Origin of the sequence: Paenalcaligenes niemegkensis (assembly GCF_022230885.1) — a bacterium.
Lineage (GTDB): Bacteria > Pseudomonadota > Gammaproteobacteria > Burkholderiales > Burkholderiaceae_B > Paenalcaligenes > Paenalcaligenes niemegkensis.
In genome coordinates this window covers 330081-343522 of record NZ_JAKGCT010000001.1, presented here as the reverse complement: position 1 = coordinate 343522, position 13442 = coordinate 330081, and the positions used below count along the sequence as shown (strand labels likewise).

Here is a 13442-nt window from a genome sequence, read left to right as displayed (position 1 = left end):
CTCAACGCTACCCAAGGAGCTTGGCCTTAGAGCGTTGAGGTTCTTCCTTGGGTTTCAGCAACAAGTATAGCCAGCTGCGAGCTTAGGGTTTCTCACGAGAAGCAAAGTGGCGTTGCCAGCGCCATGCGTCATCGCACATTTCCTGTATGCCTTTTTGGGCTTTCCAGCCTAGTGTTTGTTCGGCTAATAACGTATCAGCCCAGCAGGCTGCGATGTCGCCCGGTCGTCTGGGTGCAATTTTGTAGGCGATGCTGGTGTCGCTGGTGCGCTCGAAAGCTTTAACCATTTCAAGCACCGAATAGCCTATACCCGTGCCCAGATTGACGGTCAGCAATTCTGAGGCGCTGTTCAGGCAATGCTTAAGGGCCGCTACGTGTCCATCTGCCAGGTCTTGCACATGAATGTAGTCGCGAACGCCGGTACCATCGGGCGTGTCGTAATCATTCCCGAATACCTGTAGATGTTCGCGTGTGCCCGTGGCCACTTGTGCAACGAAGGGCATGAGGTTATTGGGGATGCCCTGGGGAGCTTCCCCAATCAGGCCGCTGCTATGTGCCCCCACCGGGTTGAAGTAACGGAGGCGGGCGATGCGCCAATAATCTTCACTTTGGTAGAGGTTAGCCAGAATCTCTTCTACCATCAGCTTGCTGTGGCCGTAGGGGTTGGTGCTTGATAAGGGATGGTCTTCAGTCAGCGGCAGGAATTGCGGATCGCCATAGACCGTGGCAGACGAAGAGAAAATGAAAGTGCGTACATTGGCTGTCTGCATGGCGCTAAGCAACTGCAACGAGCCATGCACATTATTGTCGTAATAACGCAAGGGAAACTGTACGGACTCCCCTACGGCTTTTAAGCCTGCAAAGTGCATGACGGCATCAATGCGGTAGTCGCAAAAAACACGGGCAAGCACGGTCGCGTCGCGTATGTCACCCTCAATAAAGTCAGGCCGCTGGCCGCTGATGGCTGCAATGGCATCAAGTACCGAGACGGAGCTGTTGCTTAAGTTATCAAGGATGAGAACTTGATGGCCGGCCTGCTGCAGCGCGACAGTAGTATGGCTTCCTATGTAGCCTGTGCCGCCAGTGACAAGAATGAAAGAGCTCATAGTTTGATTAAATTCGTTTTGAAGTGGGCTGCGCGCTGCTGGTAGTTGCTGGCATTGCTGTGCAGTTTAGCCAGCTCATCATCGCTGAGGGTGCGTACGGCTTTGGCGGGCGAGCCGATAATTAAGGAGCGCTCAGGGAACACTTTGCCCTCGGTAACCAAGGCACCCGCTCCGACCAGACTGTTTCGGCCAATGACAGCTCCGTTTAGCACAACGGCTTGTATGCCTATCAGGGCTCCGTCTTCGATGGTACAGCCGTGCAGCATGGCCTGATGCCCGATAGTGACGTTTTTACCTACCTTAAGGGGGTAGCCAGGGTCAGTGTGCAATACAGCGCCCTCCTGAACGTTGGAGCCTTCTGCGATGTGTATAAGTTCGTTGTCACCACGCAGTACGGCACAGGGCCAAACGCTGGTGCTGGCGTCTAGCTGCACCCGGCCAATGAGTACCGCTTCGTTAGCAACATAGGCGCTCTCGTGAAGAGTAGGGCTGACGTCGTCAAGTTTATATTGTGTCATGCGTATAGGTAGGAGTCGATGTAGGGTAAATCGTAGCATTAGCTGAATTTTTAGAGCGCAGCGGCTGCGTTCAGTGTAAAAGATGCTACAGTTTCCACCAAATACCCTACTTTTTAGCAAGCATCCAGTGTCCTCATCTACGCCTACCTTAGCTCCTTCTCTATCTGATACCTTGTTGGCCAGTTCGCGCCACATTCAGGGCGTTTTATCGGGGAAATCACTCACCGAGTGTCTGGCTGCAACGCCTGATTCCTTGCGAGCCTCGTCACAGTCCGTTAGTTTTCATGCGCTAAGACGCCTGGGGCTCGCCCGGCAGTTACGTCAAATGATGGTGCCGCGCAAACCGCAGAGCGCCTGGTTCGACGCGTTGCTGTTGGTGTCGCTGGCATTGGTGGATACTGCTGCCCAGGCTCAGGATGGGCCTGAGTTTTTTCAGGACCGCCCCGATGTGCCGCTTTACGCAGTGCATACTGTGGTCGATCAGGCCGTTAGCGCCGCTGATTCCCAAATTGCGTTGCGTCCCTATAAGGCCTTGTTAAATGGGACTTTACGCCGCTTCCTCCGAGAGCGGGAAGCGCTTTTGGCGGTGGCGATGAATACGCAGGAAGCCAAATGGAATCACCCGCAATGGTGGATTCGCCGGTTAAAGAAGGCGTATCCGACGCAATTTGAAGAGATTTTGGCTGTGTCCAACGAGCCTGGTCCTTTAACGCTGCGGGTTAATCTGCGTCGCTGCAGTGTTCAACGTATGCTGGCGTTGCTTGAGCAGACGGGAATTCAAGCTTGGTCGCCAGGTGGCGCTGCAGTGATTCTGGCCCAGGCACAACCTGTGACCTCATTGCCGGGGTTTAACGAGGGCTGGTGGTCAGTGCAAGATTACTCGGCGCAGCAAGCTGGCTATTTACTGCCCATTGCCGACGGTATGCGCGTGCTGGATGCCTGCGCGGCTCCTGGTGGCAAAACGGCTCACTTGCTTGAGCAGGCCGATGTCTCGATGCTTGCCCTCGACTCCGATCCACAGCGTCTTACGCGTGTTAACGATACATTACAGCGTTTAGGCCTCTGGTCTGACAATGTGCAGACAGTCGCCGCTGATGCAGTCGATCTGGATTCGTGGTGGGATGGCGAAGGTTTTGATGCGATTCTTGCTGATGTGCCGTGTACGGCCTCTGGTATTGTTCGGCGTCACCCCGATATACGATGGCTGCGTCGCGAGTCAGATATTCTTGCTACGGCTGCGCTGCAGCAGGAAATTACAGATGCTTTGTGGCGTACACTAAAGCCTGGCGGACACATGCTATATGCTACGTGTTCGCTCTTCCCTCAAGAGGGGGCCGTACAGGCCAACGCTTTCGGTTATAGACACCCAGATGCTCAGTGTCTTGAAGCGCCAGGTCAAATTCTGCCTAAGCCCAATCGTGCGGGCCAGAGTTCAGGGGATGGTTTCTTCTATGCGCTATTTCGTAAAGTCACTTAAGTTCTTGCCTGCAGATGTGTAACCCTTCCCCTCTTTTTAAGCTGCTTTTAAGAGTGTTGCTGATGCTGACGATGTTGGCTAGCAGCGCACTTGTCAATGCGCAGGGGCTGCGTGGGCAGATTAGCGGCGAGCAGGGGTTGTTGCCGAATGCCTCAACCTTAAGCTTGCCTGTCGAAGCAGGCAGAACCGAAGTTTCTGTATATGGTATTGCGCCTCGCTCCGAGAATGCCAACGAACAAGTAACAGGTGTCGAACCTGTTATTCGTGACGGCAAGTTGTATATTGATGCTGATATTGAGTTTGAGCTAAGCCCGGAACTTGAAGATGCCGCCTACAAAGGAGTCCCTTTGCATTTCACGGCCGATGTTGAAATCAAACAGGCCCGCTGGTGGTGGTTTGATAAAAACGTGATAAAAGAAAGCCAGACGTGGCGTGTCATGTACAACGCGCTAACGCGACAGTGGCGCGTGGGTACGGGCGAACTCCTGGTTCCGGAAAGCACCCTCAATGATGCGCTCGCTCCATTGCGCCATATTCGCAGCTGGGCGGTGGCCTATGCTCACGACCTTGATAAAGACGAAGAACTGACCGGGCGAATTCGCCTGCGCCTCGATACGTCGCTATTGGCCCGTCCGTTCCAGGTGGACGCTATTAATAGCCGATCATGGACTCTCGCTACCCCATGGAAAGATTTCAGCTTTTCAATTTCCGACGTCGCGCCCCAGCCTTGATACGTTGGATGCTGCGCGTGGCGTTAATTATTGCCTCAGTCAGCGCGCTGGCGCTGTTGGGGCTGCTGGTGTGGTCCACCGCCAATGCTTCACGTTACGCCCAGCAGTACGATATTCTGTTGCTGCTGAATGGCGTGTTGGCCGTTGCGCTGATGTCATGGGTGCTATTGCTAAGCGCCCGGTTGCTGCGCCAAATCCGTCGCCGTCAGTTTGGCGCGCGTATGACGGCGCGGTTTGCGCTGTATTTCACCCTGATCGGTATTTTGCCTGGCACGCTTATTTATGTGCTGTCGGTGCAGTTCATGTCTAAATCCATCGAATCATGGTTTAACGTTCGGGTTGATTCAGCACTTGAATCCGGTCTGAATCTGGGGCGGGCCGCCCTTGATACCCAGTTGGCAGATTTAAAGCGGCGTAGTCAGAGTCTGGTCAGATCGTTGAATGAATCCGATGCTGAGCCGGGCACACTACTTAACGACCTGCGTGAGCGGGCAGGGGTAGGTGATGTGATGGTCTTTACCAGCTCAGGACGTTTGATTGCCTTTTCCTCAGCCCGCTTTGATGTGACACTGCCTGAAATGCCGCCGCAAAATGTTATGAATCATCTGCGCGTGGCACGAGAGTACTCGTCCGCAGAACTGGACGATGCCGCTACGGCTACGCGTCCGGAGAGCACAGGGCTGCTATTGCGGGTAGTGTTGCCCTTGAGCAGTGGCGAAGCCTATCTCGGACAGTTCGGCCAAAGCGGCGATAAGCGCTGGTTGCAGGTGACTCAGGTCGTGCCGGAAAAACTGGCACGGCATGCTAATCAGGTTCAGCAAGGCTTTAGGGATTACCAGGAGCTCGCGTTATCGCGGGTTGGGCTTCGCAAGCTCTACGGAATCACGCTAACCCTTGCCCTGATCCTTGCTGTATTTGCAGCCATGGCTGCTGCTATTGCTATCTCAAGCCGGCTGGTTCGTCCCTTATTGGCGTTGGCGGCGGGTACACAAGCTGTAGGAGTGGGCGATTATCGTCCCATACCTGAGCCCCCGGCTGAAGACGAAGTGGGCCAGCTTACCCGTTCTTTTAATGCCATGACCCGTCAGCTCGACGATGCTCGCCGTATGGTCGAAAACAATAGCCGGCAACTAGAGCGTTCGAACGTCTATCTTGAGTCGGTACTCAGCAGTTTATCTTCGGGAGTGCTGGTTTTTGATGATGTTTTTCGCGTAACCATGTTTAATCAGGCTGCCCAACGCATCTTGCATGTGGACTTGCGCAGCGTCAAAGGCCGTCCTCTGGAAACAGCGGACGATGCGGTAGATTTTTCGCGTCATTTGCGTAATGCATTTTCGGCTCATTCAGCCGTCGGCTCAGAGCGCCAGTTTTGGCAGCAGCAGTTTGAGCTTAATTTCGGCACTGAGCACGATATGCAGTCCACTACAATTACCTTGCTAGCGCGTGGTACCGAACTGCGCATTGATGAGCATTCAAATGGCTATCTGGTTGTATTTGACGACATTACTGAGGTTATTTCAGCTAACCGACTGGTGGCTTGGGGCGAGGTCGCTCGACGCCTGGCGCATGAAATTAAAAATCCATTAACACCCATCCAGCTTTCTGCCGAGCGTTTGGCGCTAAAATTAGCCAATAAACTGGAGGGAGCAGATGCAGCAATGCTGATGCGCTCTACAAATACGATCGTCAATCAAGTGGGATCATTGAAGCAAATGGTGGATGACTTCCGCGAGTATGCACGTACCCCACCTGCGCAAATGCATGCGCTTGATCTGAATGAACTGGTTTCTGAAGTGCTAACCTTATACGGGTGGGATCCAGTAGAGGGTGTTGTCCGGGACACAACCTCCAGCGTTAATTTGCAAGTAAAGCTCGAACCGGGCTTGCCTTTGGTCGAAGGAGACTCAACCCAACTACGGCAAATTATTCATAATTTGCTCTCTAACGCTACCGATGCCGCGACTCAGGAAAAAGAAATTAATGAAGCCTGCATTTATGTTCAGACTACTTGCATGGTCAATGAAGCCGAGGGGAGCCCACATGCGGTACGATTAGTGGTGTCAGATAATGGGCCAGGTTTTGACGAACAGCTGCTTTCGAGAGTTTTTGAGCCTTACGTCACAACTAAAGCTACGGGTACGGGGCTTGGCCTTGCTATAGTAAAGAAAATTATAGAGGAACACGGCGGTAAAATTGATGTTTCGAATCGTCGTGAAGGGGGCGCACGCATTTCCATCCTCTTAACGCGCCTGGCGAAATCCAGTATTTCACTGGATAAATCTGCCGAAGGCAACGATAATGCGTAAAAAAGCACGTAGGGACGGTTTATGGCCAGAATTCTGGTAGTTGACGATGAAATCGGTATCCGTGAACTCTTGTCCGAAATTTTGTACGACGAGGGACATACGGTAGAAATTGCAGAGAATGCTGCGCAGGCACGCGCGGCGCGTCTGCGCGCACGTCCAGATCTAGTATTGCTCGATATCTGGATGCCCGACACCGACGGGGTAAGCCTGCTAAAAGAATGGGCCTCACAAGGCCTGCTCGATATGCCGGTAGTAATGATGAGCGGGCACGCAACGGTCGATACCGCTCTCGAAGCTACTCGCATCGGAGCAGTAGATTTCCTTGAGAAGCCCATCACCATGCAAAAGTTATTGCACACAGTGGCTTCAGGTCTAGAGCGTACTGTTGTACCAGCTAAAGTCGCAGCACCGCCAGGACGAGGGGCGCCAGTCACAGCTTCAGGTCCTGCCGGCAGCTCTCCTGTTGGTACGGCAGGGTTAGCGGTGGCAGGTGATACAGTCGCTCAGCCAGAACACGATAATTCGTATCTGGGCAGTATCTCGCTTGATTTGCCATTGCGCGAAGCACGTGACGAGTTCGAGCGTATTTATTTTGAATATCATCTGGCACGCGAGAACTACAGCATGACACGTGTGTCCGAGCGCACTGGCCTTGAGCGTACTCACTTGTATCGCAAGCTAAAACAACTGGGTATTGATGCTTCGGCTCGCCGTCGCAACAGTAACCAATAAATAGCTGCCTGTTCGGTGGCCTGCGAACTACCTTGCCTCCAGGCGGGTGCGAACACAGCCGCTGGCATCGGCAGAGCAAATTAAAAGGGGTACGGCTAAACAGCTGTACCCCTTGTTTTTTCAGGCACCTTCCTTGGTGTTTTTTACACCGGGGCGAGTGCCTTTTTTATTTAGTCACGATGATGTGAAATCAATGATTCAGTTTAGCCAGCGGTCTTCTGCTGCATCCAGCACATCACGCTCATCTGCCAGATCCCAAGAGAACTGCATGACGCGCAGATAGTCAGCATCGTCTACAGGCAGCATGAAGCCCAGATAGCTTTTGGGTGTCAGGGGTTCGTCGATGAAGCGGGCAGCGAGCCTGGGGTCTGCCTTGCTGTAATGCAGAGCTTCGTACGTTTCGGTAATCATGACATCACCTTTGCCTTCAGCGATCAGTGCCGGAATTTCAGCATTTTTTTCGTGTGTGCTGACTTGGGCCTGCTTAAGGTTTTCAAGAACGAACATTTCGTTCGTACCGCCAGGGTTTTTGATGACATGCACAGCGGACTGATTCAAATCGTCGACGGAGTTATATTTGGATGCTTCATCTTTGCGTACCAATGCGACCTTGCCAAAGGGGGCGTAGCCAGGCAGCATTTCTACCTTGGCAATGCGTGCAGCAGTGCGTGTAATTCCGCCCACAGCAACATCAAACTTATCGGCCGTCAAATCATCAAGCAAGTCAGGCCACGAGCTTTGTACATACTCAACTTTGACGCCCAGCTGGCTAGCGATGGACTCGATGACGTCGATGTCATGGCCTTCGTAGCCGCCTTGTTCTGTTTTAATGGCAAAAGGACGGTAGTCACCTGGTGTGCCGACGCGGATGACCTTACTTTCCATGATGCGGTCTAGACGGGGGCCGGCCTGGGCCGTCGCGGCAACCGCGAATGCAGCGGCTAAACCTGCACAAATTCGAAGTATGGGTTTCATAGAGATACCTTTCTTATAGTTGTCGTATGCCACCAAGGCGACACGAGATGATGAACGTAAATTGTCTGTGTTTTGAATGGTATCTCAAAGAACCGCCTTATGGGTAGATCATGAGCTTGTCGCCGAAATTGCCCGCGGATCCTCATGTACGCTGCTGCAGGACGGCTTTTCGGAATTGCTTTATGCAGTCCGGATGATAAAAGGCCTATTGCCACCAGAAGTGGCAATAGGCCTTTGTTTATAGGTGAGTTGTAGATTCGCCTTCAGGACCTTTTAGGCCAAGGTCAAGACGTTTTTATACCGCCGCTGTCAGTACGATTTCGATCAGGTAGTCGGGCGACGCCATTAATACTTCGCCAGTGGCACGGGCAGGAAGCCCATGCGGGTCAGCCCAGTTAATCCAGACTTCGTTCATGCCGGCAAAGTCGCGATCAATATTCTTGAGCCAGATCTGGGCGGTTAGCAGACGCGTTTTATCGGTGCCTGCTCTTGCAAGAATTTCATCCAGCTTGCCGAGGACATTTTTAGTTTGTACCTGGATGTCGTCGGACAAGTCGCTGGAGAGCACACCAGACAAATAGGCTATGCCGTTGTAAATGACGGCTTCACTCATGCGGGTATTTCCAGCGGTACGGCTGATATCGCTCATTGTTGAATCCTAAGTGTGATTTTTGATGTGAAGGGGGAATGTTATTAAGAGTTTGTTTTAAAAAATGGTTCGGATTGTAAAAGGGGGCCTATAACGATGAGTACGTTATTGATACATCGCATATTGGCTGCGGTAGCAGGGAGCTTATTCATGCAGGCACTCGTGGCGGACCAAGAAATTTCAGGAGGACGGCTTTCGGGTAATCGACGAGATGGGAATACTGATTTCACCGCTAGCCTGATTGCGCGTCATCGTGGCGCGCCAGGCGTGGCCATAGGCGATCTCCAGGGTTAAGTGGATAGTGCCATCCATGTGCCGCTGGGCATTCAGTGCCTGAATGAGACGGTCACGCCAGGCTTTGGTGGTCAGGGACGAGCGGCGCAAGGTACTGGCATTCCCGCCTAAAATGGCAACCTCTTTAAGCAACTGCTCGGCAGTTTTGTAGGTAAGGGTAATAGTTTCCTGATCCATGACGGGATCAGTAAAACCATTCTGCAGAAGCTGGTCGCCATAATCATGCATGTCTACGAATGACAGGGTCTGAGTTTGGCTATTGGCGCTGCTCAGGGCATTACGCAGCTCTATAAAGGAGCCGGGGCCCAGTGCAGAAAACATAGCAAGTCCATTAGCACGCAATAGGCGACGCCACTCGTTAAAGACGAGCTCCGGATCCGGGTGCCAGTGCAGCGCCATATTAGACCAGACCAAATTCTGACTCTCGGCGCCAAGGCCGGTGTGAGCGAGATCAGCCTGAACAAAAGTGGCTGGCTTGGTGGGCTGATTGCGTAAACGCTCCCAGAGGCTGGGTTTCTTGCCGTATCGCTCGTTTGCAACCCTGAGCAACCCGGGGCTGTGGTCTACGCCTACATAGTCCATGTCGGGATATCGAGAACGCAGCGGATCCAGGGCATGGCCTGCGCCGCACCCTGCATCCAGTATATTCTGGGCATCTATCCGTATGTAGCTAAGGCGAGCCAACATGCGTTGGGCAATTTCACCGTACAAAAACTGTGCGTTATCTAAAGGCGCACGACGATTGAACTGCAGGAGAACGTGTTGCGAATTGATAGGCAGGGATGGGGTATGTGACATAGTGGCGCAGTATATAAGCGCAGTAACGCTTAAACGGGGTTAGATTCAGGCTTTGATTTCCATTGAGTAACTATTATGGCGTATCGAAAGCAGCTAAGCGAATTTTTGGGCCGATTACGGCGTTTAGATATATCGATCACGAATGCGTGTCCATTATGTTCGACGCCTGCTCATAATGGGGCTTTGTGCGGCCATTGCCAGGCAGAACTCCAAGAACAAAGGCAGCGGGGGAGACGGTGCGCGTGCTGCGCCCTGCAGCTGACTGCGCAAGGGGAATGTATTGATTGTCTGGGCCGTCAGCCAGCTTATGAGCGTGTCCATGTTGCTTTCGACTATACGTCGCCAGCCGACCTGCTGCTACATTTATATAAGCGTAAACGACGCCTCGCCCTTGCAGGTGTGCTGGGTGAAGCCATCTACGAACAGGTGCATCAGAACTGGCAGCCAGTGCCTGCCAAGCTGTGGGTGCTAAGCATTCCTTCGCGTCAAACGGCACTAAGAGACAGGGGCTTCAACCCTGCGGGCGAGCTGGCCCGGTATCTTGGCAAGCGTCTAGACCGGCCTTACAAAGCGAGCCAGCTTTACTGGCGAGGGAATCAATCAGCAGAGGCACAAAAACATCGCGGTCGCGAGGCTCGTCTGGAGGCAGACTTCGGCGCATGGGCATGCAAAGCGATTAAGCCAGGCACACATGTTTTAGTGGTTGACGATGTACTCACTACTGGCAGTACACTTCATCACGCCTCTTTACTCTGTTTGGCAGCGGGTGCTGCATCGGTTCAGGGGCAGTAGCGGCTCGGACCCCATGGCGAGAGCTGTCCTCAACAGCCTCTTAGGTTTTTCATGTTTCACATTGTTTTAGTCTCTCCAGAAATTCCGCCCAATACCGGAAATGTCATACGTCTGGCCGCCAACACCGGTTCCTATTTGCATTTGGTAAAGCCGTTGGGCTTTAAACTTGAAGACAGCAAGCTCAAACGGGCCGGGCTTGATTATCACGAATGGGCAAGGGTAGAGGTGCATGATGATTTGCCCACGGCTTTAGCCGTCATAGGGGCGGCCAGCGAGCGATGTTTCGCCATGACAACCAAAGGAAGCTCCAGGCTGGGAAAGGCGTCATTCAAGGCCGGTGATGTGTTTGTGTTTGGCTGTGAAACGGCAGGGCTTAAGCCTGAACAAGTGGCGCTGTTCGAGCCCTCACAGCGTATACGTCTGCCCATGATGCCCGATCAGCGTAGTTTGAATCTATCTAATGCGGTAGCGGTTACGGTGTTCGAGGCATGGCGTCAAAACGATTACCTGGGTTCGGTATAAGTTGAGAACATTTTCAGTTCAGTGGGGTTGAGACAGGAATACCATTCCTTGTGGTCTTGAACTCATGGAGGCGTGAAGTGAACGTTGAAATTACGGATTTATATGTGTACCCCATCAAATCCTGTGCGGGTTTGTCCCTTCAAAGTAGCCCGATCAGTTCGCGGGGGCTTAAATGGGACAGAGAGTGGGTGATTGTGAACAGTTCGGGGCAAATGGTGACTCAGCGCACTTTGCCACGTCTGGCGCTGGTTGCGCCCACTGTCAGCGAGACGCACCTGCATCTAGTGGCGCCGGGCATGGCGCCTTTTATGCTTAGCCTGGATGCTGCTGTTTCACCCACCATTGCAGTCACAGTTTGGTCAGCCCAGACTCTGGGCTATGACGAAGGCGATGCCGTAGCTGCGTGGTTAAGCACTTATTTAAGTGTGGATGGGGAGTCTTACCGCCTATTGCGCACTCATCCGCAGGCGAAGCGCCGTATCGGAGAGCGTTGGCTAGAGGCATGGCAGAAACAAAGCCAGTATGAAAGTGAACTTCTTAATCAAACAGCTTTTGCCTTCGCAGACGGCTTTCCGTTCTTGATCTGTAATCGAGCTTCGCTTGACGAGTTAAATGCCGAAATTCAGAAGCAGGGGGATGCTCCCATCGCTATGGAACGTTTCCGGCCAAATATCGTGTTATCCGGCCTCGACGCTTACGAAGAGGACTACCTGCTAACTCTTCAGGGCGGGGGCAACGCCTTTGCAAAGCTCAAAGATTGCACGCGTTGTTTACTGCCCAATGTAGAGCCCCTGACCGCTGAGGTGGGGCACCAGCCGTGGAACGCACTGTCCGATACCCGTCAATTTGAAGCAGGTGTGTTGTTTGGGGTGAATGCAGGGCTGAGTGATGTGAGCCCGGAGGGCGTTATTCGTGTCGGCCAACGTTTAGATGTGGCCTTCAACTTTTAATCAGGTGCGCTCGCAGCGAGATTCACGGGCCAGTAAACCGCTGACGGCTTGTCTGGGATGCAGTCCTTCAAGCAAGACTTGATAGACAGCTTCGGTGATGGGGGCATCAACCTGATGCCTTTGTGCGATTTCCCTTGCTGCTTTCGCGCAGCGAACCCCTTCTGCCGTCAGGCCACTGGCCATGATGCTGTCGATGCTTTCGCCCTGTCCTATCGCCAGGCCTACACGGCGATTACGAGAAAGATCACCTGTGGCGGTTAATACTAAATCGCCCAAGCCGCTAAGCCCAATAAAGGTTTCTGCCTGTCCACCCAGGGCCATGCCTAGATGTTGTATTTCAGAAAGGCCGCGTGTGATTAGCGCTGCACGTGCATTTGAACCCAAGCCCAGACCGTCGCCTATGCCGCAGGCAATGGCAATGATGTTCTTTAAAGCTCCGCCGACTTCAACGCCAATAACGTCATCGCTTGCATAAATGCGAGCCTGGGTGCCGTGCATGGCGCTGACGCAAGCAGATGGCAAGGCGGGGTTTTGACTGGCTGCCGTCAGGGCAACGGGCAGACCTTGAGCAACTTCAAGGGCAAAAGACGGCCCTGACAGGACACCGTGGCTTAGCCATGGGCGAGCTGCCAGATGCATCTGGGTAACATGGCTGGGAAGTTCACCCGTTTTTGCGTCGAAGCCTTTACAGACCCGCACGACATAGACCGGATGTTGCCGATGCAGGGGGAGGTGTTCAGAGAGCGCCTGGCAGGTTTCTGCAAGGGCAGCCATGGGCACGCCCAGGATGAGCAGGGCAGGCCCCTCATCAGCGCCGCAAGCATGCTGCACAGCATCTTGTAAAGAGTTGGTGGCTGTCAGTGACGCTGGCAGGCTGATGCCCGTCAGGTAACGTTCAAGTGTGTGGTGATGGTTGATTTCTTCGACCACGCCGGGATCACGAGCCCAAAGCATAGTCGAGGCACGGGCGCTGCAAAGAGAGGCCAGAGCCGTCCCGTAACTGCCAGCGCCCAAAACGCTGACCCGGAGAGTGTCGGGGGCGAGTTCAGTCATTCGTTATTGAATAGGCTGATTCTGTGCTTCAGCGGTGGCTTCTTTTTGTGCTTCTGCCAGGCGTTGCTCGTACATCTGCTGGAAATTAACTTCGGTTAAATGCAGGGGCGGCAACGACGTGCGAGTAATGGCGTCAGCAATAGTGGCGCGCAGGTATGGGTACAACATGGTTGGACACACAATGCCGAGCAGGGGATCGAGCTGTTCGGCAGGAATATTCGACGCTTCAAAAATGCCGGCTTGTGTAGCTTCTACCAAATACAGGACCTTATCGTTGATGCGGGTGGTAACTGTAGAGGTTACTGTGGTTTCGAACACGCTTTCGGCCAGGCGCTGAGCACTGACTTTCAACTCAACCTCGACGGCTGGCGCTTCTTGTTCGAGAAAAATTTGTGGGGCATGCGGCATTTCTATAGATAGGTCTTTAACGTAAGTGCGCTGCAAGCTGAAATTAGGCTGAGCCTGTTGGGCGTCTTGCTGAGCACCAGCGTTTTGGTTATTTTCTTCGGCCATGAGGGCTCCTGGATAGTAAATTGGCGT

14 protein-coding genes are annotated in these 13442 nt (G+C 53.2%); 7 read left to right on the top strand and 7 right to left on the bottom strand.

Features of this window, described 5'->3' with window-relative positions; translation table 11 throughout:
• Positions 1–82 precede the first annotated feature (82 nt).
• Together galE and L1889_RS01705 are read right to left on the bottom strand one after the other, a co-directional pair.
• A complete protein-coding gene (gene galE, locus L1889_RS01710) occupies positions 83–1105 on the bottom strand; it encodes a UDP-glucose 4-epimerase GalE (protein WP_238663599.1) in 1023 nt (340 codons plus the stop codon).
• Positions 1102–1623, bottom strand: a complete 522-nt coding sequence (locus L1889_RS01705; RefSeq protein WP_238663598.1) for a gamma carbonic anhydrase family protein — start codon at positions 1621–1623, stop codon at positions 1102–1104. Before L1889_RS01705 ends, galE begins: the two co-directional genes overlap by 4 nt.
• A gap of 82 nt (positions 1624–1705) precedes the next feature.
• On the opposite strand from L1889_RS01705, the gene rsmB reads away from it, so the two are divergent.
• From rsmB to L1889_RS01685, 4 genes are all read left to right on the top strand, one after another.
• Positions 1706–3100 (top strand): 16S rRNA (cytosine(967)-C(5))-methyltransferase RsmB, encoded by a 1395-nt coding sequence (gene rsmB, locus L1889_RS01700; protein WP_238663597.1) that lies wholly within the window; start codon positions 1706–1708, stop codon positions 3098–3100.
• Positions 3101–3162: 62 nt separating this feature from the next.
• Positions 3163–3831 carry a DUF4390 domain-containing protein gene (locus L1889_RS01695; RefSeq protein WP_238663596.1) on the top strand — a complete coding sequence of 223 codons (669 nt, stop codon included), beginning with the start codon at positions 3163–3165 and terminating at the stop codon, positions 3829–3831.
• On the top strand, positions 3831–6137 hold the full coding sequence (locus L1889_RS01690) for a sensor histidine kinase (RefSeq protein WP_238663629.1): 2307 nt from the start codon (positions 3831–3833) through the stop codon (positions 6135–6137). Before L1889_RS01695 ends, L1889_RS01690 begins: the two co-directional genes overlap by 1 nt.
• Before the next feature lie 21 nt (positions 6138–6158).
• Positions 6159–6869 carry a response regulator gene (locus L1889_RS01685; RefSeq protein WP_238663595.1) on the top strand — a complete coding sequence of 237 codons (711 nt, stop codon included), beginning with the start codon at positions 6159–6161 and terminating at the stop codon, positions 6867–6869.
• A 198-nt stretch (positions 6870–7067) separates the two neighbouring features.
• Here the strand turns inward: L1889_RS01685 and L1889_RS01680 are convergent, their stop codons facing one another.
• From L1889_RS01680 to L1889_RS01670, 3 genes are all read right to left on the bottom strand, one after another.
• Positions 7068–7844 (bottom strand): transporter substrate-binding domain-containing protein, encoded by a 777-nt coding sequence (locus L1889_RS01680; RefSeq protein WP_238663594.1) that lies wholly within the window; start codon positions 7842–7844, stop codon positions 7068–7070.
• A gap of 295 nt (positions 7845–8139) precedes the next feature.
• A complete protein-coding gene (locus L1889_RS01675; RefSeq protein ID WP_238663593.1) occupies positions 8140–8493 on the bottom strand; it encodes a RidA family protein in 354 nt (117 codons plus the stop codon).
• A 180-nt stretch (positions 8494–8673) separates the two neighbouring features.
• Positions 8674–9585 (bottom strand): methyltransferase domain-containing protein, encoded by a 912-nt coding sequence (locus L1889_RS01670; protein ID WP_238663592.1) that lies wholly within the window; start codon positions 9583–9585, stop codon positions 8674–8676.
• A 75-nt stretch (positions 9586–9660) separates the two neighbouring features.
• Between L1889_RS01670 and L1889_RS01665 the strand changes: the two genes are divergently transcribed.
• From L1889_RS01665 to L1889_RS01655, 3 genes are all read left to right on the top strand, one after another.
• Entirely contained in the window at positions 9661–10377 is a 717-nt protein-coding gene (locus tag L1889_RS01665) for a ComFC family protein (RefSeq protein WP_238663591.1), read from the top strand.
• 51 nt (positions 10378–10428) lie between these two features.
• Positions 10429–10899: a tRNA (cytidine(34)-2'-O)-methyltransferase gene (locus L1889_RS01660; protein WP_238663590.1), complete on the top strand. Its 471-nt coding sequence runs from the start codon at positions 10429–10431 to the stop codon at positions 10897–10899.
• Positions 10900–10976: 77 nt separating this feature from the next.
• On the top strand, positions 10977–11849 hold the full coding sequence (locus L1889_RS01655) for an MOSC domain-containing protein (protein WP_238663589.1): 873 nt from the start codon (positions 10977–10979) through the stop codon (positions 11847–11849).
• Here the strand turns inward: L1889_RS01655 and L1889_RS01650 are convergent, their stop codons facing one another.
• Both L1889_RS01650 and secB read right to left on the bottom strand, forming a co-directional pair.
• Entirely contained in the window at positions 11850–12902 is a 1053-nt protein-coding gene (locus tag L1889_RS01650) for an NAD(P)H-dependent glycerol-3-phosphate dehydrogenase (protein WP_238663588.1), read from the bottom strand.
• A gap of 3 nt (positions 12903–12905) precedes the next feature.
• The gene (gene secB, locus L1889_RS01645; protein ID WP_238663587.1) at positions 12906–13415 is read right to left on the bottom strand and encodes a protein-export chaperone SecB; all 510 of its coding nucleotides are present in this window, start codon (positions 13413–13415) and stop codon (positions 12906–12908) included.
• Positions 13416–13442: the final 27 nt, after the last annotated feature.